At 43.2% G+C, this 25,797-nt stretch carries 18 protein-coding genes; 12 read left to right on the top strand and 6 right to left on the bottom strand.

The window, feature by feature from the left end; translation table 11 throughout:
- Window positions 1–52: 52 nt before the first annotated feature.
- Window positions 53–1,483 (top strand): NADP-dependent phosphogluconate dehydrogenase, encoded by a 1,431-nt coding sequence (gndA, locus tag V7K53_RS20400; RefSeq protein ID WP_335199307.1) that lies wholly within the window; start codon window positions 53–55, stop codon window positions 1,481–1,483.
- A gap of 300 nt (window positions 1,484–1,783) precedes the next feature.
- Complete coding sequence (locus V7K53_RS20395; RefSeq protein ID WP_335199306.1) at window positions 1,784–2,332, top strand: hypothetical protein; 549 nt, start codon at window positions 1,784–1,786, stop codon at window positions 2,330–2,332.
- A gap of 196 nt (window positions 2,333–2,528) precedes the next feature.
- Here the strand turns inward: V7K53_RS20395 and V7K53_RS20390 are convergent, their stop codons facing one another.
- Both V7K53_RS20390 and cax read right to left on the bottom strand, forming a co-directional pair.
- Complete coding sequence (locus V7K53_RS20390) at window positions 2,529–3,668, bottom strand: serine/threonine-protein kinase (protein ID WP_335199305.1); 1,140 nt, start codon at window positions 3,666–3,668, stop codon at window positions 2,529–2,531.
- Between the two features lie 253 nt (window positions 3,669–3,921).
- Window positions 3,922–5,013, bottom strand: a complete 1,092-nt coding sequence (cax, locus tag V7K53_RS20385) for a calcium/proton exchanger (protein WP_335199304.1) — start codon at window positions 5,011–5,013, stop codon at window positions 3,922–3,924.
- Between the two features lie 530 nt (window positions 5,014–5,543).
- On the opposite strand from cax, the gene V7K53_RS20380 reads away from it, so the two are divergent.
- Complete coding sequence (locus tag V7K53_RS20380) at window positions 5,544–8,291, top strand: DUF3536 domain-containing protein (protein WP_335199303.1); 2,748 nt, start codon at window positions 5,544–5,546, stop codon at window positions 8,289–8,291.
- 275 nt (window positions 8,292–8,566) lie between these two features.
- On the opposite strand, the gene V7K53_RS20375 is transcribed toward V7K53_RS20380, so the two are convergent.
- From V7K53_RS20375 to V7K53_RS20360, 4 genes are all read right to left on the bottom strand, one after another.
- A complete protein-coding gene (locus V7K53_RS20375; protein WP_335199302.1) occupies window positions 8,567–8,812 on the bottom strand; it encodes a hypothetical protein in 246 nt (81 codons plus the stop codon).
- Window positions 8,813–8,851: 39 nt separating this feature from the next.
- Complete coding sequence (locus tag V7K53_RS20370; protein WP_094352587.1) at window positions 8,852–9,097, bottom strand: HNH endonuclease; 246 nt, start codon at window positions 9,095–9,097, stop codon at window positions 8,852–8,854.
- Between the two features lie 7 nt (window positions 9,098–9,104).
- Entirely contained in the window at window positions 9,105–10,202 is a 1,098-nt protein-coding gene (locus V7K53_RS20365; RefSeq protein ID WP_335199300.1) for a Gfo/Idh/MocA family protein, read from the bottom strand.
- A gap of 169 nt (window positions 10,203–10,371) precedes the next feature.
- Window positions 10,372–10,839 (bottom strand): DUF4870 domain-containing protein, encoded by a 468-nt coding sequence (locus tag V7K53_RS20360; RefSeq protein WP_335199299.1) that lies wholly within the window; start codon window positions 10,837–10,839, stop codon window positions 10,372–10,374.
- A 1,416-nt stretch (window positions 10,840–12,255) separates the two neighbouring features.
- Here V7K53_RS20360 and V7K53_RS20355 point away from each other — a divergent pair.
- The 9 genes from V7K53_RS20355 to V7K53_RS20315 all read left to right on the top strand — a co-directional run bounded on the left by V7K53_RS20355 (window position 12,256) and on the right by V7K53_RS20315 (window position 25,797).
- Window positions 12,256–14,613, top strand: a complete 2,358-nt coding sequence (locus tag V7K53_RS20355; RefSeq protein ID WP_335199298.1) for an NACHT domain-containing protein — start codon at window positions 12,256–12,258, stop codon at window positions 14,611–14,613.
- A 370-nt stretch (window positions 14,614–14,983) separates the two neighbouring features.
- Window positions 14,984–17,071: a glycosyltransferase gene (locus V7K53_RS20350; RefSeq protein WP_335199296.1), complete on the top strand. Its 2,088-nt coding sequence runs from the start codon at window positions 14,984–14,986 to the stop codon at window positions 17,069–17,071.
- A 23-nt stretch (window positions 17,072–17,094) separates the two neighbouring features.
- Window positions 17,095–17,661, top strand: a complete 567-nt coding sequence (locus V7K53_RS20345; protein WP_335199295.1) for a hypothetical protein — start codon at window positions 17,095–17,097, stop codon at window positions 17,659–17,661.
- Window positions 17,662–17,739: 78 nt separating this feature from the next.
- Complete coding sequence (locus tag V7K53_RS20340) at window positions 17,740–19,548, top strand: ABC transporter ATP-binding protein (RefSeq protein ID WP_335199294.1); 1,809 nt, start codon at window positions 17,740–17,742, stop codon at window positions 19,546–19,548.
- Entirely contained in the window at window positions 19,545–21,356 is a 1,812-nt protein-coding gene (locus V7K53_RS20335) for an ABC transporter ATP-binding protein (protein ID WP_335199293.1), read from the top strand. Before V7K53_RS20340 ends, V7K53_RS20335 begins: the two co-directional genes overlap by 4 nt.
- A 56-nt stretch (window positions 21,357–21,412) precedes the next feature.
- Window positions 21,413–22,108, top strand: a complete 696-nt coding sequence (locus V7K53_RS20330) for a carbohydrate deacetylase (RefSeq protein WP_335199292.1) — start codon at window positions 21,413–21,415, stop codon at window positions 22,106–22,108.
- Window positions 22,109–22,124: 16 nt separating this feature from the next.
- Window positions 22,125–23,381 carry a hypothetical protein gene (locus V7K53_RS20325; RefSeq protein WP_335199291.1) on the top strand — a complete coding sequence of 419 codons (1,257 nt, stop codon included), beginning with the start codon at window positions 22,125–22,127 and terminating at the stop codon, window positions 23,379–23,381.
- Window positions 23,382–23,398: 17 nt separating this feature from the next.
- Window positions 23,399–24,595 (top strand): glycosyltransferase, encoded by a 1,197-nt coding sequence (locus V7K53_RS20320; protein ID WP_335199290.1) that lies wholly within the window; start codon window positions 23,399–23,401, stop codon window positions 24,593–24,595.
- 2 nt (window positions 24,596–24,597) lie between these two features.
- Complete coding sequence (locus V7K53_RS20315; protein ID WP_335199289.1) at window positions 24,598–25,797, top strand: hypothetical protein; 1,200 nt, start codon at window positions 24,598–24,600, stop codon at window positions 25,795–25,797.

The following is a 25,797-nucleotide window of genomic DNA, read 5'->3' as shown; positions in this document are numbered from 1 at the left end:
TCGGACTACCCTTAAAGTAAAAGGATCTGCAAGAGTTAGCCAGAAATTTTTTATGACACTACAAAGCTTTGGTGTGATTGGATTAGCCGTTATGGGTGAGAACATCGCTCTCAACGTGGAGCGCAATGGCTTCCCAATTGCAGTTTACAACCGCTCCCGAGAAAAAACGGATGCGTTTATGGCGCAGCGTGCTACAGGACGGAACGTCAAAGCCGCATTTACCTTGGAAGAATTCGTTGCCTTACTGGAACGTCCCCGCAAAATTCTAGTAATGGTGCAAGCTGGTAAGCCAGTGGATGCGGTAATTGCTCAACTCAAACCCTTGTTAGAGGAAGGCGATATTATTATCGACGGTGGCAACTCTTGGTTTGAAGATACGGAACGACGCACTCAGGAATTAGAGCCGGCTGGGCTTCGGTATCTTGGTATGGGTGTCAGTGGCGGTGAAGAAGGAGCGCTAAATGGGCCTTCACTGATGCCTGGAGGTACAACAAGCTCTTACGAGTTTCTATCGCCGATTTTCAACAAAATTGCTGCCCAAGTGGATGATGGCCCCTGTGTAACCTACATTGGCCCTGGTGGTTCTGGCCACTATGTCAAAATGGTACACAACGGCATTGAGTACGGCGATATGCAGCTAATTGCTGAAGCCTACGACTTGCTGAAAAATGTCGCTGGATTAGACCATAATCAGCTACATGAGGTGTTTGCTGAATGGAACACCACCGATGAACTCGATTCATTTTTGATTGAGATTACGAAGAATATCTTCCCATATATTGACCCAGAAACAAAAAAACCCCTGGTGGATTTGATTGTTGACGCAGCAGGTCAAAAGGGAACTGGACGCTGGACTGTACAAACTGCATTGGAATTGGGAGTTGCTATTCCTACAATTACAGCAGCAGTTAATGCCCGGATTATATCTTCGATTAAAGATGAGCGGGTTGCAGCATCTAAAGTCCTCACAGGCCCCAGTGGCAAGTATGACGGGCAAACTAAGGACTTTATCAATAAAGTACGCGATGCTCTCTATTGCTCAAAAATCTGTTCTTATGCTCAAGGGATGGCGTTGCTATCCACAGCTTCAAAAACATATAACTGGAATTTGGATCTGGGCGAAATGGCGCGGATTTGGAAAGGTGGTTGTATTATTCGCGCTCGCTTTTTGAATAAGATTAAGAAGGCTTTTAGCGAAAATCCAGCTTTGCCTAACTTGCTGTTAGCTCCCGAATTTAAGCAGACAATTCTCGACAGACAAACTGCTTGGCGGGAAGTGATTGCAACAGCTGCAACACTGGGAATTCCAGTACCCGCATTTAGCGCATCCTTGGATTATTTTGACAGCTATCGCCGCGATCGCTTGCCTCAAAATCTAACTCAAGCACAACGCGATTACTTCGGCGCACATACCTACCTGCGTCTTGATAAACCCGGAACTTTCCACACTGAATGGGTACCTATTGCTGAAGCTAAGAAGTAAATTTTCACACATCTACACCAGGATATTGTGAAAAGTTAAAAAGTTTCAAAATACAGTTTTAAGGGTGGCTCTGAGTTTCAGAGTCACTTTCTTTTTAGGGAACTCCAAAAAATAAATTATCCAATTTTTGGAATCAAAACTACTTTTCCTCCCCCAGGTAAGTTGTTAAATATTTATCTCCTAGTTGTAGTCTTTCCGTCAGTTTATACACTTTAAATATCAGAGGTAATGTCATTCCAGATAAAACTGCATAGAATATATCGGTAAATAATTTAAACTTATTGGAGAGGAGACAAATTAATGGACAGACTTGATTTGTGGGCTGAAATTCTCCCTGGAGTTTCCGCAGCAGGATTTAGTATTGGACAACATCTTTCATCAATCCCCGATCTTAGCGAACCTAATCTGGTTGTCAATCTCCAAGAAGAAAGAGAGAAGAGAGAAAAAGGATTGAAATCAATTAATATCAACGAAGCTTTATCTAAGTCGGATGGCTGGATCTGCCAGACAATCTGCTCAGATTCTGAGAAGTTAGATGGACATAAAGTTTTCTATTATAAAGACAGGATTGTACTTCTTGAATTCAATTCAGATGATATTCTATTCAAGATTTTTGTGTTTGAGGGCTACCAAGGAAAATTTTTGGATAAATTTGAAATCGGCTCTAAGGTTTCGGATTTAAACGAGTATGTTGAGCTTGAATATGATAGCGGGGATGAAATGCATTATCCTTGTGAATCATCGTATGTTAAAGGTATTGCCTTCTATGGTGCAGAAGAATCTTTAGAAGATAATCCCGAACAAAAAATCATGGGTTTTTGCGTACATAACTGGAGTTTACAGGTATAGATATGAGCGTAGGGTAAGCTCATGAAAGGAATTATCTGCTCGAACCGAGGGGTAATGCGACTATTTTGTAGATATCTAATTAATAGTTTCCTTAGCAGCATTAGTCAGACAGTAATAACAAAGGTTTTGTAATTAATCTAGAAGACGATTAATTATGTATAAATATAAAACATAGTGTTATTTGACCAGATAAATTTTAAGGGTTATTATTACCAAGATATTTGGCTTTTAATTCTTCTAATTCTTCATCTATTTTACTTTTACTAGAAGGCTGAGGTGTTGGGTTTGGTGGCTGTATTTTATTTGGTTGAGGTTTGTTGTTACCCATAAATTGGGTTTTCATTTCTTCTAATTCTTTCTCAAGTTGACTAGGAGATTTCGATACAAAAGCAGGTAAAGAATTTGGTGGCGATTGAGGGATAGGTTTTGGTGCAATCGCTGGTTTTGATGCTGCTGGCAAGTATTTATTTAAGTCTTTGAGAACTTCCTCTACTGTTTGATAACGCCGAATTGGAATACTTTCTAACATTTTGTTGAGAATGCGGCTCAACTCATTACTGACGGGAGTTTGCAAGTATTGCTGCCATACCCAAGTATCGTTGTTAGTATCATAAGAATCGAAGGGCGATCGCACTGTTAATAAATTAATACAAGTCGCACCCAAACTATAAATATCGCTGGCGAAAATAGCTTTACCTCTCATTTGTTCAGGTGCTACATATTCTGGACTACCAATACTAGTACCAGTTTTATTTAAGGCAGCGCCAGTGGTAGATTTAGCAGCACCAAAATCTACTAATACTAGTTTGCGATCGCTCTCGCGTAAAATAATATTTTCTGGCTTAATATCGCGGTGAATTACATGTTTGGTGTGGCAAAATTGCAAAACTGACAATAAATCGTTTAATAGTTGCCAGATTTGCGTTTCATTAAAAGCACCTCTATGTGCTAACTCCTGGGCTAAGTTTTGCCCGTCGATAAATTCTTGTACAAGATACTGCCGAGCTTCTTGGGTAAAATATGCCAGTAGTTCGGGAATTTGGGGATGTTTACCCAATTCATCTAACTGCACCGCTTCTTGATTAAATAACTCTACGGCTTTAGCCAGAGTGTTAGTGCCTTGAGATTGAGGATAAAATTGCTTAATTACGCAGCGTGGTTTTGAGGGTTTATCCTCATCCACAGCTAAGAAAGTTTTGCCAAAACCACCTTGCCCGATTGGTTTGATAGCACGATAACGTTCTTTGAGGAGTAATTTTGCACCGCAAGTCACGCAAAAATTGACATGATTGGGATTTTCAGGCTTAGGACAATGAGGGTTAAGGCAGTAGCTCATACAGGCGATCGCTCTTATATCTCTTTATTTTACTGGCGTTAAGGATGAGAGCTTCCACGAATTCGTTATATGAGCAATGTCTACGCCAAGCTACGCCTACGCACTATTAACTAATACAGCACGGCGGAAATCAAGCTACCATTTGAAAATTTTCAAAAGCCTTGATATACAAAACTTTTGAATTTTGACACTTCGACTCCGCTCAGTGTGAACTTTTGACTTCCCCAAAGGGGCTGACTTCCGCCTTGCGGTACTACCCCATACCTTCCATAACTGGATGGAAGTAGAAGGCGAACCCCAACACTGTATAAGCAGCTAATAATAAAGTGCCTTCTAGCCAATTAGATTTACCATCGGAACTGATACTGTTGGCAATCAACACTGACACAACCACAGCAACTAATTCAAAGGGTTTGAAATCCAAATCCATTGGTTTACCTAATATCCGCCCTGCTATCACCAATACAGGTGCGACAAATAGGGCAATCTGCATACTCGATCCCACAGCTACCGAAAGGGAAAGATCCATCTTATCTTTCATCGCCACGGTGACTGCTGTGGCGTGTTCAGCCGCGTTACCAACGATGGGAACCAATATCACCCCTGTAAACAGCGCCGTCAAACCTAGCTGAGATGTGGCTACTTCCAGAGAATCTACCAACATTTCTGACTCAAGTGCCACTAGTAAGGTACATACTAGCAAGACGCCAACCCACAACATCATATTTGGTTTTGCGTGAGGGGTTTCCTCTTCTTCTGTCTCCGCTACACCCACATCATAAAGATAGGAGTGGGTTTTCATCGAAAATAGCAGTGTTAGGGCATAAACCAAGATTAATACTACAGCAACAGCAATAGAAAGATTTTGCACTGTTTCTGCATTAATTCCTTGAGAAGTGTAATTCATTGCTGTTGGCATCAAAATGGCAATCACCGCCAAATTCATCGAAGCAGCATTCACCCGCGCCACAATTGGCTGAAATGTCTGTTCTTTGTAGCGCAGTCCTCCCAAAAGCATGGAAAAACCCATTACAAGTAGTAAGTTGCTAATAATCGATCCCGTGATACTGGCTTTGACTACATCTATTAACCCAGCGTTCAGCGCTACTAGGGCGATGATTAGTTCTGTAGCATTGCCAAAAGTAGCGTTTAACAAGCCCCCCAATGATGGCCCGACTACGACAGCAATTTCTTCTGTGGCTGTACCCATCCAAGCTGCTAAGGGCAGAATTGCTAATCCAGCTGTAATGAAAACTGTCAATTCTCCCCACTCCAAAAAGTGGGCTGCTACAGAAACTGGGATAAATAGTAGTAAAGCGAAAAGAATAATGTTTTTGGTTGACATTTGTTGTCTTAAGTTGAGGGTATCATTCACAGCGAGCAATCCTAAGTTTCAAATTTGGAGTGTTGAATTAACAATCACTTTCATTCAGCACTCCCATAGGATACTCTCAACCGCCTGTAGAGCAATTCAGAAATTGTACTGTTTTCCGTTCACCGTTGCGGATGTTGTGTAAAGCAAAATTGCGATATAATGAGTTCTTGTAATCTTTTGTTGCAAAACTATGAATTTGAGCCAAAATATTACATCAAAAATGGGGTTTAATGTATTAAAAGACAATTAAATTTTTGATTGGCGCTTAAGAAGAGAAAACCCCTAACTAAGGCTTTGTTCAATGGCTAATTACTTTAAGCCTTCAGGGAAAGGGCTGTGCGATAACGCAGATTTCCCACTACAATAAAACAGCTTTGTCAAAATTTAGTTGGATTCCATAGTTGTTGTTTATACCGGATTTTGTGTAAAAACTATTGGAGTAAGGTTTACACAGGATTATTTCGGTGCAACTGCAAGTTTTTTGTTTTGGATAAATATACATGACTTCTGCTGCTGAAATGCCAGCTAGCTCTGGCTCAACGTTAACATTACATTCAGATCCCAATAACACCAAAGAAACCGATCCCCTGAGAAAGGCTAATGGTGTTTATGTGACGGTGCATGGTCATTTTTACCAGCCACCAAGGGAAAACCCTTATCTGGACGCAATTGAACGCCAACCGAGCGCTGCACCTTTCCATGATTGGAATGAGCGGATTCATTGGGAATGCTATCGTCCAAATGCCTTTGCCAGAGTCTTAAATGACCAAGGCCAAGTGGTGGGGATCGTCAATAATTATGAGTATTTCAGTTTTAATATCGGGCCAACGCTGATGTCGTGGCTAGAACGCTACGATGTGGAAGTTTATCAGCGAATTTTAGAGGCAGATGCCAAGAGTAGCCAACGCTTACATGGTCACGGCAATGCGATCGCGCAAGTATACAATCACATCATCATGCCTCTGGCGAACGAGCGCGACAAATATACCCAAATTCGCTGGGGTAAAGAAGACTTCCGCTCCCGGTTTGGCCGCGATCCCGAAGGGATGTGGCTAGCAGAAACGGCTGTAGACTACGCAACCTTAGAAGCTCTTGTGGCTGAGGGTATTCGCTTCATAGTCCTAGCACCATCTCAAGCACTGCGTTGCCGTCCTCTCCCGACTCCAGATCGTCCCCATCCTGAATGGATTGAAGTCGGCGGTAGTCAGATTGATTCTACCCGTCCCTACCGTTGTTATTTGCAGCCCACACTAAACACTTCATCTTCACCTCTGAGTGCGTTGGGCTACGCCCCGCCGGAGGCGCTCGCCACTAGCCCCAACGATACTAGTACAGAAGAATTACCCTACATTGATATCTTCTTCTACGATGGGCCGATATCGCGAGATATGGGTTTTAGTGATGTCGTTTATAATTCCAGTCACTTTGCCGGACGTATTGGTTCAGCAGTGCGTGGGGATCATCGTCCAGCACAGTTAATTTCTGTGGCGACAGATGGGGAAACCTTTGGACACCACAAGAAGGGGACTGAGAAAACTTTAGCTTACGCCTTTACCAAAGAGTTTCCTCAACAGGGTTGGACGGTAACGAACTTTGCCCACTACCTGAGCTTGAATTCTCCCAGTTGGGAAGTGGAATTGAAGTCAGTCACAGCCTGGAGTTGCGCTCACGGTGTCGGCAGATGGGAGGATGACTGTGGTTGCGGTGGGGAAGGTGGTGTTTGGCATCAGAAATGGCGTCGTCCCTTGCGGGATGCACTCAATTGGTTGCGGGATCAGCTAACTGAGGTTTATGAGGAACATGGTAGACAGTTATTTCGCGATCCCTGGCTAGCACGAGATGAATATATCCAAGTAATGCGCGATCGCTCTGCTACCAATGTCAACCGTTTCCTTGCTCGTCATCAAACCCACAAACTAACCGCAGCCGAACAAGTAGATGCTCTGCGCCTATTGGAAATGCAACGTCACGCTTTGTTGATGTTCACTAGTTGCGGTTGGTTTTTTGAAGAAATTTCTCGTCCAGAAGGGACACAAATTCTGCGCTATGCCGCCCGTGCTTTGGAATTGGCAGGGGAAGTGGCTGGCGTGCAGCTGGAAAAAGGCTTCGTCAAACATCTTGGTTTAGCCCCCAGTAATGTGGATCAGTTCAAACACGGTGCCGAAATTTATCGGCAACTAGTGTTAACTGCCCAACTTGGCTTTAAGCAAGTTGCAGCCCATTACGCTATTACTTCCCTATTTACCAATCAGAAACCAGCAGAGGCGCACAATTCTCTACCAAGAAAAGATGCTGCTGACAAACAGTCTCAGCGTTACCAAAAAAAGGTTTATTGCTACGCTGCCAATGAGCTAGATTACCAACTGCAACGTATGGGATCGCTAACTCTGGCTGTGGGAAATTTAAAGCTGGTATCAGAGATTACTTGGGAAAGTGAGCATTTGGTATTTGCGGTTCTACATTTGGGAGGCTGGGATTTCCACTGCTGCATTCAACAATTTACTGGGCGGCGTGACTACAGCAAATTAAAAGAAAAGCTGTTTGGGGCGCTAAAACAAGCTAGTGCGGCTCATACGATCTTGGCGATGACACAGCTATTTGGGGAAGAAGCTTTTAACTTGCAAAATCTATTTGCTGAAGAACGCCACCGGATTATGGGGCTGCTGAGTCAAGAAACACTGACACGTTTAGGACAGTTGTATACCCAAGCCTACCGTGATAATTATGGCGTGCTGATGGCGTTTCATCGTGATGAAATCGCTGTACCGCAAGAATTGCAGGTGGCAGCAGATATTGCTTTAGGGCATCGCTGTCTGATGACATTGCGATCGCTTGAGCAAGAAATTGCCGATTCCCAAAAGAGTTGGAATCACATCTTAGAATTAGAGGCGATCGCTATTGAAGCAAAACATCTGCGTTGTCGGCTGAATATTCCCGACGGTAAGCAAATGTTAGAACAGTTAATTGCGCGATCGCTCTGGCAATTATTGCACGATGCCAATGGTAGCTTTAATGCAGATATCCAACTGTTGGAACGATTGATTGATGTCGGGGATCAACTAAATATTAATGTTTCCCTACAGCGATCGCAGGAACTATACTTTAGTTGTCTGCAAAGTCAGATAGCACCAGTGTGTATTACTAGCGTTGGTAATGAAGGAGATAATCAGTGTCTTCAGTTGCTCAAGTTGGGTAAAAAATTAGCTGTTGATGTTAGCTCGATCTCAAATCAGTTGAAGTTGAAATAGATGTAGTGGCGCACAGCAGTACGTTGGTGTCAACTTCAGCCATAATAAGCAGTTCGTAGTGGGGACTTCAGTCCCCAAAACCAGGACTAAAGTCCTTACTACGAACGAACATTTTTATTCACCTTGATTTACCGGACATGATATTATAAAATCCATCTCCGGTAAATTAGTTTTGATATGTCATTGCGAATGGAACGAAGTGCAGTGAAGCAATCGCAAGGGTGTTGGATTGCTGCGTTGCGATTGCAATGATAATTATTTAACCGGAAATGATATTACCTAACGTGAGAGCGATCGCAATGGTAAGGATAAAGCCACTCACACTTGAAGACTCCACGGGTATGTTTTTCAAAAAATGTTCCTGCATGGCGTCCAGGTGATATGTCGATCCCAGCTTTCGTTTTAATCTCATATAGCCAGGGAAAGGCTACTACTAAAATAGCTATGACAGTGAAGAAGTAAAAAAGGGTAGTTCTAATATTGAGAAATATTAGGAAATTGCTATTTTGATTTTGAGGCATAGAAATGAGAGAGAAACTAATAGCTCATACCATCGTAACCTAAAGCTGAAAATATCGCCGGAAACGCGGATCGATATTATCTGTTTTCTGCTGATTACAGGTAAAACAGAGAGTTTGGAGATTGCTAATATCATTTTGACCCCCACGAGCGAGGGGAATTATATGATCGATACTGAGATTAGTTTCTACATTAGTTTTACCGCAACTTCGGCATTGATATTGGTCGCGTTGAAAAACATATTTTTTGACTTCCGGTGGGATACGAATGCGGGGAGTTTTGCTCATTTGTTTTCTAGTTACGAAGAAATCTTTCCAAGCTAGGTACGTCTACCCAACTTGCTTTTTGATGCGATTCATGAGATAAATCCATCAACAACTGAGAATAAATTCCTTCGCGTAGTGATGGTGTAATTTCTTGATTGCGATCAATTCCTTGCACCCATTGGTCTACTACGCGGATAAATGCCGAAATGCGGCCATCAGCATAATTTTTGGGAAAAATTAACCGATTCGGTATTTCTATTTCTGTTAGAGGTTTACCTGACTGGGAACCCCAAACACGAAAACCATGTATATAATCTTTTTGATTTTCACTGCCCACAACTAATGTACCGCGATCGCCATATACTTCTACCCAGTGCGTTCTTGCTGCATGAACAACCGCACTGATAAAAAGTTGGCAAGGTATACCATTTGCTAATTCCAACGTTAATATACAATTGTCATCTGTATTCACTGCCTTAGATTCCCCGCTAATCGGGTCAACTCGTGTAGGAATAGCAGTAGTTAAATGAGCGTTTAATCTACGCACTGGCCCGAATAACCAGTGAATATAATCGAAGGCGTGAGAACCCAAAGATCCCAATGCACCGCCTCCTTTATCTTTATCAGAATACCAATTCCAAGGGCGTGAAGTATCAGCACGAGAAGAACCTAACCAATCAATTTTAATTAGGCGTAAATCACCCACATAATTTTCTGACAATAATTCTGCAAACAATTGCCATGCTGGTACAAAGCGAAATTCAAAGTCTAGAGTTGTAATAACGCTTTTGGCTTTAGCTAACTGATAAAGTTCTTTTGCTTCAAATGCATTTAAGGTTGTCGGTTTTTCTAGTAATAAATGTTTTCCAGCTTGCAGTACAGTTTTTGCCATTTCATAGTGCAAAAAAGGCGGTGTCGAAATGCTGACGGCTTGCACTTCTGGTAATGCCACAATATCTGCAAGTGAGTCGTAAGCGTGACGAATATTATGGGATTCTGCTATGGCTTTGGCTTTATTTATATCGCGGTGATAAACAGCAACGACTTCAGTGCGACAATGTGCTTGAAATCCGGGTATGTGGACTTTTTGACCAAATCCAGTGCCTGCGATCGCAACTCCAATCATCTAATTTTTATCCTCATCTTTATGCAACTTATTATTTACTTATAATTCACATCTAATATGTAGTTATATCAAAGTTTATAGGCAATATTTTCCTCCTGCTTGGCGGTTGCTATCGAGTTGATAACATCTAGCGATCGCTCTTTTGAATCTAGTATACTATCAGATAGGCTTATCGTAAAACTCTAATTGTAAAGGGGTAACGATAATGCTCGCCATTGTAAGCTTTAACAGCAGCAAAAGTCACTACAAAGGATTGTAGTAGCAGTTTGAATAAAATTAATGACATAAGTATAATTAATAAGTTATCGAAAGTATTTTTTATTTGATTAATTGAACCATTAGTAGTCACTGCCAAACTCAAGCAAGTTACTACTAAAATTAAAGATATTGTTATAACAACAAAAGTGTAAAAAGTTAAAGAAATTTGAAAATTTAATGATTCCTTACCTTGCAAATCAATCCAGGGATATTGAGATTTTTTAAAATACCAAATTATGAGTGGAGGTAAAATATTTAAAGGTAAATATAAAGGAATGCCAAGAAATACCAAAAAACACAATAATATCCACCCTAGTAAAGCCGAGAGATGACACAACATCGCCCATATACGCATTTGTTGTTTAGGTTTTTCTTTCATGGCTTTTTATTTGTAAGTGGATTTAGCTGATAATTCCCCACTATAATTATCTATAAAAAAGCCACCAGAGTTAAAATCTGAGTATTTCTCGGTCATAATTGGCGAAAAGAGGTTTTATTTGCCAGGTTATGTTTTCTCCTAGTAGTAGTGCAACTTGTATTGGGAAAGCACTGTAATCCCTGTTTTGTCACTCTGGGAAAAGAAAAATCAAAGCCTAATTTTGAACTGTAGATAGAACAGGCATTTGAGCGTTTATTTTCTAACACAATAGCTGAAATCATGGTTTTTTGCTAAAAGTCTTATGCTGTAAGCACTCCAGATTATTCTCTCCCGAAAGTGATAAAAGAGGGGTAATACCATTTCTTTGTGAGGCTGCGCCAAACCCTTTTAACTTCTTTCTTTGTGTCCTTCTCTGACGAGACGCTGCGCGATGCGTCCTTCTCTAACGAGACGCTACGCGTAGCTTGCTTCCCGAAGGGATATGCGGTTCGTTTTTGTTTCTTTTACTTATGGTTTAGTGCATCTTCATAGAGAATTGGTATAAATCTTCAGTAAGTAGTCAAGTTTTAAAACCACCATAGCTGGACTAATAGTCAGGTTAAGCAACTCGAAGTAGCAAACACAACTGTTTGGTTCAGATTGTGGTAAGAGTTAGAACTTTTAAAGTATATCTGCGTAGGCGTAGCCAGTTGATAGCGTGTCCGCTTAAAGACTTATCATTAAGAGCGCAGAGATGCAAATGGAAGAGGTTTTTGGAGTTTTTGCTTCCCCCTTTTGGCATAAAGTTTCGCAGATAGCACTGCTAAAGATGGCCTTAGCGTAGCTTTTTAAGGTAAAACCTTTGAGAATTTCATCAACTTGGGCGATCGCAATCTGAAAATAGTCTGAAAGTTTACATTCAGTGCTGGCGAAAATAGCAACTGTCTTTTGGGATACTTAATAGCAAGGTTCTTCTAAATAGGAGATGAATCCGATAAATCTGTTTGCGATCGCGTTCAGGAGTATGTATGACTTAACGTATATATATCAGATAAGTTTTCTTTAATTTGTATATCTATCCTACTTTTCCTACTTTTCCTACCTTTCCTACCTTTCCTAATTTTAATTAAATTGGTTTAACTCGTATTTAAAATCACAAATCTAAAAAACATTTCTTTCAAAAGAAAGGTAAAATATAAGCCATAAGAGGGAAGAAAGCCTCGAAATGAATTAGTTAGTTTTAAAAGCCAGCAATCAAACCGATCGTATTAATAAGTATCAATGGCACTACATCAATTACGTTAGTTACAATCTTTTCTTTAAATATATCAAAAAAAATTGATAAAACTTAAAGAGGAAAGTAACATAATTATGAATCAATAATTAATTGATTAAATATTTCCTTAATTTAATAACTGGAGATTAAAAAACTGGTTTATGGCACGACGTTCGTTGAAAGCATCTACTGTAGGTATTGAGAAAGCAAAAAAGGCTTTTAAAATTAGAGAATGGACGCAAGAGTATTTAGCTAGCGAGATAGGACTTGAGACTCGGCAACCAATCTGGAAATTTTTTACAGGCAAGCCGATTGAGCGTCAGAACTTTATGGAAATATGCTTTCGACTCGGTTTAGATTGGCAAGATATTGCTGAACTACCCAATCAGAGGCTACTGACAGAAAACAACCAGGAATGGGAAAACTGCCAAGATACCGAAAGCTTAGTACAAATGTTGCGATCGCGTCTAAGTGATAAGATTAAATCTCAATGTGGGACTACGAGGTTGTTAGATATCGATCAACCAATTCAACTAGAAGAAATTTATGTCAGCACCAATATTCTGAATAATGTTACAAGTCGAAGATGGGTAGATATCCTCGATTTACAAAGCTTCATTCCTGAAGAGTTCAACTGTTTTGCTTCTAATCAACTTTATCAAGAACGAGTTTCTGCAATCCAAGCAGTTATCACCTATCCTAAACTTATGGTACTAGGTAAACCAGGGTCTGGTAAAACTACGTTTCTACAGTATATTGCTATGCAATGCAATCAAGGCAAATTACTATCAGACCGGATACCAATTTTTATTCGCTTGAAAAACTTTGCTGAGGATGCTAGAGAGACCGGAAATTACAGTTTATTGAACTATATTAGTCAACAGCTTGCTGACTGCGGTGCTTCAGACCAAGAAATTCAAACATTACTAGTTAGTGGCAAAATATTAATTCTACTGGATGGCTTAGATGAAATTCCAGAAGATGATAACGCCAAAATCATCACTAAAATTCGCAGTTTTGCTGCAAACTATTACCAAAATAAGTTGATTCTAACATGTCGTATCGGTTATCAACAGTATCAGTTTGAGGAATTTAGCGATGTTGAAATTGCTGATTTTGATTGCTTTCAAATCGAGACTTTTGTGCAAAATTGGTTTGTCAATGTTAGCAAGAACTCCATCGAAAAAGGAAAAGCTTTAGCTTGTAAATTCGTGCAAAAATTACAGTTATTAGAGAATCAACAAATTCGAGAACTAGCTGTCAGACCACTTTTGCTTAATTTGGCTTGTTGTGTATTTAAAGCTTGCTCAGACTTTCCAATTAGAAGGGTCGAATTTTACAACAAAGGATTGGACATTTTGCTCAATCGCTGGGATAAAGTGAGGAACATTAAACGAGATGAAATTTATCTTCATTTGTCTTTAGCTCAAAAGATTGAACTGCTAAGTCAAATTGCTGCTATTACTTTTAAACAAGGTCATTACTTTTTCACACAAAGGATCGTCGAGCAATATATTACGGACTACCTCTGTAACTTATCCATAGCCCAAACTGAGCCTGATATACTGCAACTCAACAGTGAAGCAGTGCTGAAATTGCTTGAGACACATGGATTACTAATAGAGCAGGCGCAGGGAATTTACTCGTTTTCGCATATAGCTTTTCAGGAGTATTTAACAGCTAAAAATATTGTTAATAGCGCCAACCCCCAAATATTAGAAAAAAAATTAATCGATCTGGTTCACCATTTAACTGAACCACGTTGGCGCAAAATTTTTTTATTAACTGCTGGTATGTTGGATAATCCCACTTGTCTGTTGCAATTAATGAAGCAACATATCGATCGGCTTGTAGCCTTCGATCGGCAATTAGAAAATTTCTTCAACTGGCTTAACCATAAGTCTCTTTCAGTTCAGTCTACTCATAACAGAGTAGCTATTCGTGCCTTTTATCTAACACTAGAACTTCTCGACGATCTGAACTTGACTAATGACTTGGCTTTTTCCCTTGGCATCGATCTCAGACTTACTAGTAATCTTACCCCTGATTTAGCTCTAGATATAGCTCTTCAGTGTGCGCTTCACTTAAGCGTTGCTCTGTATAACGAGCCGACTTTAGATCGAGTTTTGGCTTTAAGCTATACTCTCCCAGATCGCCAAACTCTTGTCTGTAATCCTGAGTTACAAAGTTCTTTGCAAAAACTCAAAGAACAATTACCGACCCCAGTTCAAGGCAGAGAAAATTTAAAAGAATGGTGGAATACTAATGGTCAAACTTGGGCTAATGAATTGAGGTTGGTGATAGTTCGGTGTCGCAATATTGGACATCAATGGCAGTTTAGCGAGCAGCAGAAAGAAATACTTAAACAGTACTATACTGCTAGCCAGTTATTGGTAGATTGCCTCAATAGTGCTTGTAAAGTAACTCCAACCGTACCAGAGAGTATTTTGGCAACGTTATTGTTACCTACCGCTAAAGCAGAGAGCAAGTTTATAAACCATAGTAGTAACAAGTTTTAAAACTACTCATTTCAAGTTGAGTATATGTAGTATCAGATTTTTTTCAACATTTCGTCCATTGGCTGAAATTGAACCCTAAATCTATATATTCAACTGTAAATTTTGAACTGACTCAGCAACACCAATTGCTGAGTTTAATTGACCAACGCATACAAAACTAGACTGAAAGTATACGTTAATTCATACATTTGCGTAAACGCGATCGCAAACGTACTGCTGACACAGTATTAAGTATTACTAAATTGTTAATTGATAGCGATTGTGATGGTACTAACGCTAAATATGCTGCGAATGCATTAATGAGCTAAGTATATGTGTGTTTCTGTTTTTGAGCAAACTGACGTAGCGTTTCAGCAGCAAGGAAATAAATTTGCAGTCAATTGTCGGGGGTAATTTGCAAAACTTGACTTCAACACCTTCTGGCTTCTGTGCTGAACCACTTGCAAAAAGCGAGGTAGTCACAGTAAGAGGTAAGTTTTTCTTTATTAGAGATGAAAAGTTTTTTCTTAAAGGAGTGAGTTACGGCCCTTTTTCCATCGGTAGCCACGGTGAGTCCTTTCCAGAAAAATCAGTTGTGGAAAAAGATTTCGCCATGATAGCAGAAATGGGGGCTAACTGTCTGCGTACCTATACTGTTCCACCTGATTGGCTATTGGATCTAGCTGCAATTTATGGACTGAGGCTGTTGATTGGTATACCTTGGTCTCAGCATATTGCCTTCCTTAACTCTTCTGCTGTACAAGCAGAAATCCGTAACTGCATTGTTCAAGGAGTTCAAGTTTGCCGGAATCATCCCGCCACCTTTGCTTATTTGGTAGGTAATGAGATTCCTCCAGATATTGTCCGATGGCATGGAGCAAAACCAGTTCGGGCTTTTATTAAAGAGTTAATGGCAGTAGCCAAAGACAGCGATCCCGAAGGTTTGGTGAGTTATGCCAATTACCCCTCTACAGAGTATTTAAATATTGACTTTACTGATTTCTCATGCTTTAACGTTTACCTGCATCGGGAAACAGATTTTCGTCGCTACCTTTCACGACTCCATAACCTAGCCGAGGATAAACCTCTAGTGCTGAGTGAGTTTGGCGTTGACTCAATGCGTGAAGGAACCCAAGCCCAAGCCGAAATTCTCTCTCAAAAGCTATCATCTAGTTTTGAGATGGGAGCAGCCGGGACAATAATATTTTCTTGGACAGATGAATGGTTTACCGGCGGATATGCCATACAGGATTGGGCTTTTGGTCTAGTTGACGCCGAACGGCTCCAAAAGCCAGCTTTCCAGACAGTTCAGCAGTATTACACAGCGCCTCTACCGCCAGCGCTACCTGAGTATCCCAATGTCTCAGTGATTGTCTGCGCTTACAATGCTGAACGCACGATGGATACTTGTCTAGCTTCTCTCAAAGAACTCAACTATCCCAACTATGAAGTCATTGTAGTTAATGATGGATCGAGCGATCGCACTCTCGAAATTACTCAACATTACAACTATGTACGCCTAATTAACCAAGAAAATAAGGGATTAAGCGTCGCCCGCAACGTCGGTATGGCCGCTGCAACTGGCGAAATTGTCGCCTATACAGATTCTGATTGTATGGCAGATCCAGACTGGCTTACCTATCTGGTTGCCAAGTTTCTCTCCTCTGGTCTAGCTGCTGTAGGCGGGCCAAACTTATCTCCCCCAGAGGACTCTCTTGTTCCTGCCTGCGTTGCCGTCTCTCCTGGCGTACCTACCCACATACTTTTGAGTGATGAGGTAGCCGAACATATTGCTGGCTGTAACATGGCTTTTCGTCGGGAGGTTCTACAAGAAATTAACGGCTTCAACCCTATATTTCGTACTGCTGGGGATGATGTCGATATCTGCTGGCGACTGCAAGATCGAGGTTACACCATTGGTTTTAGCCCAACGGCAATCGTATGGCACTTTCGCCGTAATACAGTAGCTGCCTATCTCAAACAGCAGCAAGGTTATGGCAAGGCAGAAGCACTCGTTTATTTTCAGCATCCTTACCGCTTTAACCTTTTGGGACAGCCCTCTTGGTTGGGGAGAATCTACGGAGATTTATCTGCATTTCTTCGTATTGGTCAACCAATTATCTACTCTGGGGTGTTTGGTCGGGGTCTGTTTCAAACCTTGTACGAGCCTTCCTCCTCTCTGATCTCTTACCTCCCGCTGACACTGGAGTGGAATGTCGCAGCTTTGATCTTATTTGTGTCTGCGCTTTTGTCTGGCGATCGCCCGTGGTTGGGTGCAGTAATGTTCCTCATCTCTTTTAGCTGGTGTGTAGCAGGTGCTATACAAGCGCGCATTGACTCTCGTTTTCTTAAAAGAAGGGCACGGTTGCTGGTGGCGCTATTGATTTACCTGGGGCCGATTGTACGTAGTATAGAACGCTATAAATGGCGAATCAAAGAACTCAAGAAAGCCGAGCCGATAAAGTTTGACGATCTGTAAATAAAAATAGAAGCATTAAAAAAATGACTCAAACACTAACTCAAGCAGATTTAATTCAGTTTGATTTGCCAGCACATAGAGTAAATATTTCCTGGCCCGATCGCGCCTATGAGTTGTCCTATTGGACAGAAGCAGGAATCGAGAAGGAGAACCTGCTGCAAAAGGTAATGGATTTACTCCTGCCTTGCAAGTATTTCATTGCGATGGATCGAGGCTGGAGCGATTGGGATTTAGAGATTTACCAGGGGATTTGGTCAAAAGTTCAGCTGAAAGTATGTACTGAAAATCATGGAGGTAACAAAAGAGTTTTGCGGGTGCGGTGTGCCCTGAGAATGTCACAGTTAGCCATTATGGCGATGGTTGGCTATTGTCTGTTCGCAATTGTGGCGATCGTTCTGGGAATGCCAGAAGTAGCAACACTCACAATCGCACTAGGTACGCTCAATGCCAGTGTCATCTTATATCAGAACTTCCAGTTGGGACGTATTCTTTACCAAGTACTGGAGATTGTTGCCAAAAGAGTTTACTTGCTGCCAATACAAACCACCAACAACCAGTCTGTCGCAGAAAGTGTAATATTACAGCCATGACAAACGTCTTGGTACTCCAGTAAGCAAATGGCCAGACGAGAGGTAAATCTGCAAGTGAGGCAAGAGATCAAAGCAATAATGCATCGATACGGGCAGATGCTCCGATATCCGCTGCGCCAGTGGCGTACCTTAATCGCAATCCTCGGTCTCACGGCTGGCACTTCAGCCACCGCCACACTTCAACCTTGGCCAATGAAAATCTTGGTGGATTATGCTTTCGGCCAGGCAGTCATCCCCCCGCTGGTTCCCTCATTCCTGGGGACATTTAACTTGGCGATCACACCAGCGTTGCTGGTTGTTATCGCCGCTGTTTGTAGCCTTGGACTTTATGCTCTAAACGCTACCTTGGAAACTACCCTCAGCTGGGCCTGGAGTGCTGCCGGGCAAAGTATGGTCTACGAACTAGCCCAAAAACTGTTCTATCGTTTGCAACGCCTTTCACTGCTGTTCCATAGCCAACGGACTGTCGGTGATTCCCTCAGCCGTCTGGCCGGAGATACCTATTGTGTTTATACCTTAAGTGGTGCTTTGCTGATTTCACCTGTGCAATACCTGCTGACACTAGCAACTATTAGCATCGTCGCCTGGAATCTGAGTCCTTTACTAACACTGCTTTCGCTTCTCGTAGCCCCAATAATGGGCGGTTCAGCCCTTGTTTTTGGTTCCCAACTCAAGCGCCGGACAAAACTTAACCGTGAAGCCCAGTCCCGCCTCACCAGTTTTGTCCACCAAACGGTAACAGCAATCCCCATGATCCAGGCATTTGGTAGAGAGAGTTACAATACCCGGCAGTTTGAGCATTTAGCGGCAGACGCAGTTGTTCTCTCACAACGCGAAACTCTGCTCAAGAGTGTTTACGGAGTGGCTAATGGTACTGTGACAACGATTGGTACTGCGATCGTTCTGTATGTGGGCGGGCAGCAGGTGTTATTGGGGGCTATGAGTATCGGTAGCTTGCTTGTCTTTTTAGCATATCTACAATCTATACAAGGAGCATTTAAGGGTCTATTTGGCATCTACGGGAGCCTGAAGTCCGTAGATGCCAATATAGATAGAGTGTTAGAGGTTTTGGATGCTCAAGATGGGGTGCAGGATGTTCCTAATGCCAGACCATTGCCAGTTCGTCCAGTGGGAAGACGCGGACACGTATGTTTAGAGAAAGTCACCTTCGGTTACGAACCTAACTATCCCGTCCTCAAAGAAATTACCCTGGAAGCGCGACCAGGAGAAACGATCGCACTAGTAGGCGCGACAGGTGCTGGTAAGAGTACACTGGTTTCCCTGATTCCCCGCTTTTTTGACCCTTGGCAGGGACGAGTCCTCTTTGATGGAGTGGATGTCCGAGATGTACAACTGAAAAGCTTGCGCGAGCAAATTGCCCTGGTGCTGCAAGAGCCGTTTTTACTGCCGCTCTCGGTGGCAGAGAACATTGCCTACGGGTGTCCAGAAGCAAGCCTAGAGAAGATTGTCGCAGCAGCCAAAGCAGCTAAGGCGGACGACTTCATCCAACAGTTACCCCAAGGGTATGATACCCCGATTGGAGAAAGAGGGGCACTCCTGTCTGGAGGACAGAAACAGCGAATAGCGATCGCTCGCGCCCTGCTCAAGGATGCACCAGTACTGATTCTTGATGAACCTACTTCTGCCCTGGATGCCCAGACTGAGACTTTACTGCTGGAAGCTTTAGATCGCCTCATCGAAGGACGGACTACGTTTATCATTGCCCATCGACTTTCCACAATTCAACGAGCAGATCGGATTGTGGTTCTAGAACAGGGAAAGGTTGTGGAGATGGGAACGCACCAAGAGTTGCTGGCTATCGGTGGTTTCTATCATCGTCTGCACTCCTTGCAGTTTTCCAAACCGCCGCAGGAGGTGGTTCTATGAAAATTTGGTGGCTGCGATTGGCACGTTACGCCCTGGTTCGTTGGCGGGGACTCACCTTTGTCATGCTACTAATGCTGATTAATGTGGGGCTGAATGTACTCAAGCCTTGGCCTTTGAAGTTGATCGTTGATTGCGTCCTGAACAACCAATCGCTGCCAAATAGCGTTGTTTGGCTCAAAACCTTGCCTGGTAGTGAATCCGATATGCAGTTGCTCGCTTGGTTAGCAGCTGCCACAATCGTTTTATTTTTATCCAGTGAGGGAGTTCGGTTGATACAGGAATATGTTGGAGCTGGTGTTGGCAGCCAGATGGTTTATGACTTGGGAGCAGCACTGTTCGATCGCTTACAGCATCTTTCTTTGAGATTCCACAACCAACAGCGTGCTGGCGATCTGGTCAGGCGGGTAATGACTGACAGCATCTGTATTCAGAATCTGGCGATGGGAGTTTTTCTGCCCGTGCTTACTTCCCTGGTGAATTTGGTCGCAATGTTCGCCGTGATGTGGCAGATTAATCAACTGCTTTCACTGCTCTCGCTGATGATTGCTCCTTTAATAATCTTACTAATTTGGGTCTTTAACCAGCCCATGACTGAACGAACCTATCAGTATCAACAATTTGAAGGTGAGATCGTCGCACTCAGCGAGCAGACCTTGACAGCAATACCGATTATTCAAGCATTCGGACGTGAAGCACACGAAGATGAGCGCTTTCGCTACCTGTCTCAAAAAGCCCTCCAAGCTTATGTACGCTCTATCTTTGCCCAAATGCAATTCAAAGTTGGGGTGGGTGGCGTAACCGCAGTCGGAACAGCAGCAATCATGGCTTACGGTGGCTTCCAGGTTTTGGATGGGTCACTATCAATTGGTTCTTTACTAGTCTTCCTCTCTTATCTCGCCTCCCTGTACGTGCCGATGGCGACTCTAGCTTATATGTCCTCTAGTTTTGCTGGCGCAGCTGCTAGTGCTCGGCGAGTGTTAGAGGTTTTGGATGCTCAAGATGGGGTGCAGGATGCTTCTAATGTTAGACCATTGCCAGTTCGTCCAGTGGGAGGACGGGGACACGTATGTTTAGAGAAAGTCACCTTCGGTTATAAACCCAACTATCCCGTCCTTCAAGAAATTACCCTAGAAGCGCGACCGGGAGAAACGATCGCACTGGTAGGCGCAACGGGTGCTGGCAAAACTACCCTAGTCTCCCTGATTCTCCGTTTTTTTGACCCCTGGCAGGGACGAGTCCTCTTTGATGGGGTGGATGTCCAAAGCGTGCCAGTCAAAAACTTGCGCGAGCAGATTGCCCTGGTACTGCAAGAGCCGTTTTTACTGCCGATAACTATTGCTGAGAACATTGCCTATGGCTGCTTTAATGCCAGCCGCGAAGCGATCGTCAAAGCTGCCCAAGCTGCCAATGCTGACACCTTTATTCAACGATTACCCCAAGGTTATGACACGGTAATTGGTGAGCGCGGAGCCACACTTTCAGGAGGAGAGAAACAACGATTAGCGATCGCCCGCGCCCTGCTCAAGGATGCTCCAGTGCTAATTCTGGATGAACCAACCTCCGCCCTGGATGCTCAAACCGAGTTTCTACTGCTGGAGGCATTAGAGCGATTGATGGCAGGACGGACTACGTTTATCATTGCCCATCGCCTCTCGACAATTCAACGAGCCAACCGAATCGTAGTTTTGGATCGGGGGAAAGTAGTAGAGATGGGAACTCACGAGGAGTTGCTAGCGGTAAGTGGCTATTACAAGAAGCTGTATAAATTACACTTCGGCTCGACTCAACCATGCGATCTGCGATCGTGAGTTGGCAAACAGGTGGTTAGAAAACTAGCAAGATTTCTGTTTAAAGAGTTTGATCCATGAAGTATTGCATTGTTAATGGAGATGATTTTGGTGCTAGTCAACGAATTAACAGTGGCATTGTTGAAGCCCACTGTAACGGAGTCTTAACTAGCACGAGCTTAATGGTGAATATGCCAGGGAGTGAGGAAGCAGCTATCTTAAGCCGTAAACTACCCGAACTGAGCGTTGGTTTGCATATAAATATCACGACCGAGGATGGGGAATTAGTAGTCGATCTCACGACTCCGGATCGATGCCGTGCCGAACTAAATCATCAATTGAAACGCTTTCAAGAGCTAATAGGGCATCTACCGACTCATCTTGACTCGCATCATAACATCCACCGCTCTCCTCAATTACTGCCCCACTTCCTTAATTTAGCGCAGCAATATCGATTGCCACTACGAGAACACTCTCCGGTTCGTTATTTCCCTAGCTTTTATGGGCAATGGGATGGAGAGACGCACCTGGAGCAGATTAGCGTGGAAAATTTAGTCCAAATGCTAGAAACCGAAGTTCAGGAAGGGTTTACTGAATTGAGCTGCCATCCAGGTTACGTCGATCCAGAGTTTTCATCAACCTATGCGATCGAGCGAGAAACGGAATTACAAACGCTTTGCAGCCCAATCATCAGAAGCAAGCTCACAGAACTCCAGATCCAACTTATAGGCTTTCGAGAACTCGCCAATTTTCTAGCAAACCTATCAGCTTAGTTGGGAGGGAAGTATTATGTCTGTCGTTGTCATCTCCCCATCAAACGTCGTGACCTTTCCAGAAGGAGGGGGCCATTTCTGGGTTTATATGCAATATGTGCAGGGGCTGCGCCAGTTGGGATGTGAGGTGTATTGGTTAGAGCGCTTCCACAGCAGCAGCGATCCAGAGCAGGATAAGCTTATGCTTTCAACGTTTTACCAGCGTATGGAACGCTATGGACTTAGTGGAAAGGTCATTCTTTATTCAGACCAGAACGCGATATCCGATCGTGGCAGCGAGTATGAATACATCGGAGTTTGGTCATCAAAGGCACAGGCAATCTTTCGGCAAGCAGACCTTTTACTAAATTTTTACTACGGTATTCATCCAGCTTTGCTTTCATGTTTTCGACGGACTGCCCTAATAGATATCGATCCAGGTTTATTACAATTTTGGATAACAGTTGGACAACTCACCGTACCTCCACACGATTATTACTTTAGTACTGGTGAAACTGTCGGCACACCTAGCGCTAAGTTTTCAGATTGTGGTTTGACTTGGATGCGAATTCGACCACCAGTATGTCTTGAATTGTGGCCATACCTTTACAATCCCAACAGCGAAGCATTTACGACTGTCTCCGGTTGGTGGGGCAATGGTGGCAAGGGGGAATGGATTACGGACGGGCAGGATATCTGCTATGAGAACAACAAGCGAGTTTCCTTCATGCAATTTGTGGAACTGCCGCGCCTAACCGACCAAGTGCTTGAACTGGCGCTGTGCCTGGGTGAGGGAGACGTGGAAGATGAGCAAAGCAGAAAAGAGCAAAGCTGGCAAGCCAACAATTCCGTACCGCGTGATGTTACTGATTATAAAGGAGACGCAGAGGATCGGGAAGTGCTGGAGAGCTATGGTTGGCGGGTGCGTCATGCCTACAAAATGGCTGGCAGTCCAGATAGGTATCAATCTTATATCCAAATGTCGCGAGGAGAGTTTAGTTGTGCTAAACCTTCATGCATGAAGTTTCAAAATGCCTGGATTAGCGATCGCACCCTCTGCTATTTAGCAAGCGGGAAACCTGTCGTTGTTCAACATACTGGGCCGAGTTCCTTCCTACCCGATGGCGAGGGGATGTTCCGGTTCTCGACGCTTAGTGAAGCAGCCGATGCCTTAGCGACAATAAATACTAATTATGAAAAGCACTGTCGAGCAGCAAGGGAAATTGCTGAAACATATTTTGAAGCTAAACAAACTTTGAATGGCATCCTCAACTATGCTCTTAAATTTCAATGATGGATGGAGTGAACCAAATGATCCTTTCTTTTGACTATCCGCCTGCTAATCGGGGAATAGTCGTCGTCTGGGGTATGCTGGCATCCTTCCCATTTGGGGGCATGACCTGGCAAGTACTCCACTATCTAGCAGGCTTGCGGCGATTAGGTTTCGATGTATGGTACGTCGAAGATACTGATAGCGAACTATTAGATCCCATTACCTTCTGCTGGCATACATCAGAATATTCAGCAAATGTCCGTTATCTTGCCCAATACATGGATAGTATCGGTTTGGGCGATCGTTGGATTTTCCGTCCTCCAGGAGTGCGAGATGCAACCCTGGGAGCACGTGACTTAATCGGATTGGCAAAATTATACAAAGAAGCGGACGCAGTTATTAATCTATGTGGATACCATCCCCTACGTACTGAGCACGACGATATAGCCTGTCTTATATATTTACAAACCGATCCGATGGTCGATCAGATTAAAGTAGCCGAGAATGACACCCAAAAGATTGAGCAACTTGATGCTTACAATTACTTATTCACCTATGGCGAGAATCTTGGAGCGCCGGACTGTCTTGTACCCGTCGCTCGATACCAGTGGCATCCGACGCGACCGCCAGTTTGCCTCGATTGGTGGTATACCGATAGTCCACCAATTTTGGACTCAGCTCTCACAACTATCTCAAACTGGGAGCATTGGGACAATAATATCGTTTGGCAGGGGGAGAAGTATTACTGGCGCAAAGACCGAGAATTCCGCCGTTTCATAGACCTTCCAGCAAAATCTTTGCTACCGCTTGAGCTTGCTCTTGAAGGTATTAATGCTCAAGAGGAAGCTGAAATGATTAATCGCGGTTGGCGAATTATTTATGCTAGGGCATTATCCGATCCGATCGCCTATCGTAACTATATTTGTGCTTCTCTAGGCGAGTTCACTGTTACAAAGGATCAGTATGTTCGTCCTCGCACTGGCTGGTTTAGCGATCGCAGCGTCTGCTATTTAGCAGCAGGGCGTCCTGTGATCACCCAAGAGACAGGGTTTAGCAAGTTCTTGCCCACAGGGAAAGGATTATTTGCATTCAACACTATAGAAGATATTCTGGCGGCAGTGGATGCGATCGAAAGCGACTACGAAGGCAATTGTCGGGCAGCCCGCGAAATTGCCTCAGAGTACTTTGCCGCAGAGAAAGTAATTGGCAGTCTTATGGAGCAAGTGGGGTTATAAGCATGGCACGCATTGTTGTTTGCGGATATATGATTCGACATCCAGTAGCTGGCAATCTCTTAGCCTACTTTCACTATGTGTTAGGGCTACATCATCTGGGACATGAAATCTTATACTTAGAAGAAAGCGGTTGGTCTCAGTCTTGCTATAACCCCATCGCCCACAATTACACTGACGACCCAGGCTTTGGACTTCACGCAGTCCAAACGCTAATACACAGTTATGGCGTTAATGCAACACTCTGCTATGTAAACCGGGATACAGGAACTGTCTACGGTGCAGATTGGCAAGAAATAAAGCAGATGCTCAAGACGGCGCATTTGCTATTGAATATCGGTGGAGTTTGCTGGCTACCTGAATTTCTTTTGTGTCAACACCGAGTATTAATCGATATGGATCCATTCTTTACTCAGGTTGGGACATTCGCTGCTGAGGGGCGCAACGATTATCATGCCTACTTTAGTTATGGCGTTAATATTGGACAACCGGATTGTGGCATACCGAGTGATGGAATTAAATGGCTTCCCACTGTACCGCCTGTTGTGCCAGAGATATGGAAAAGCCCGATACTCATTCGCGAAGATAGTGGCGAAGAACGCGCAGATTTACCATTCACGACAATTGCCAATTGGAATGCTTATGGCAGCGTGACTTACAAAGGTGAGCATTATGGTCAGAAAGATTGGGAATTTATGCGCCTGCTGGAACTCCCTAGCTACTGTTCGCAAAAACTCGAACTTGCTCTTGCTGGCAAGGATGCAGAAATAGCAGAGGTTACGAAATCTTTAAAGGCAGCAGGTTGGTTAGTTCGAGATGGTAGGGAAATTAGCGCTAGTTTGTCAACCTACATAACTTACCTGACTGGCTCTCGTGGAGAGTTTAGCGTTGCCAAACAAGCTTATGTCAAAACCCGTAGCGGTTGGTTTAGCGATCGCAGTGTCTGCTATCTCGCTGCTGGTCGTCCCGTCATTTTACAAGATACCGGATTTAGCGATTGGCTGCCAACGGGACAAGGTGCGTTGGTGTTTTCATGTTTGCAGGAAGCCATAGGCTGTATCGAGCGCGTCAGTACAAATTATCAGGCTCACTGTCAAGCAGCAGAGAAATTAGCCGAGCAATTCTTCAGTTACAAAGTGGTGCTACCTCGACTACTAGAGACAGTTTTAAATATGAACACACCTTATCTATCTCCATTGCTCTGA

Origin of the sequence: Nostoc sp. (assembly GCF_036917355.1) — a bacterium.
Taxonomy (GTDB): domain Bacteria; phylum Cyanobacteriota; class Cyanobacteriia; order Cyanobacteriales; family Nostocaceae; genus Nostoc.
The sequence above is the reverse complement of the archived record's forward strand: the minus strand, read 5'-3'. Positions and strand labels throughout refer to the sequence as shown.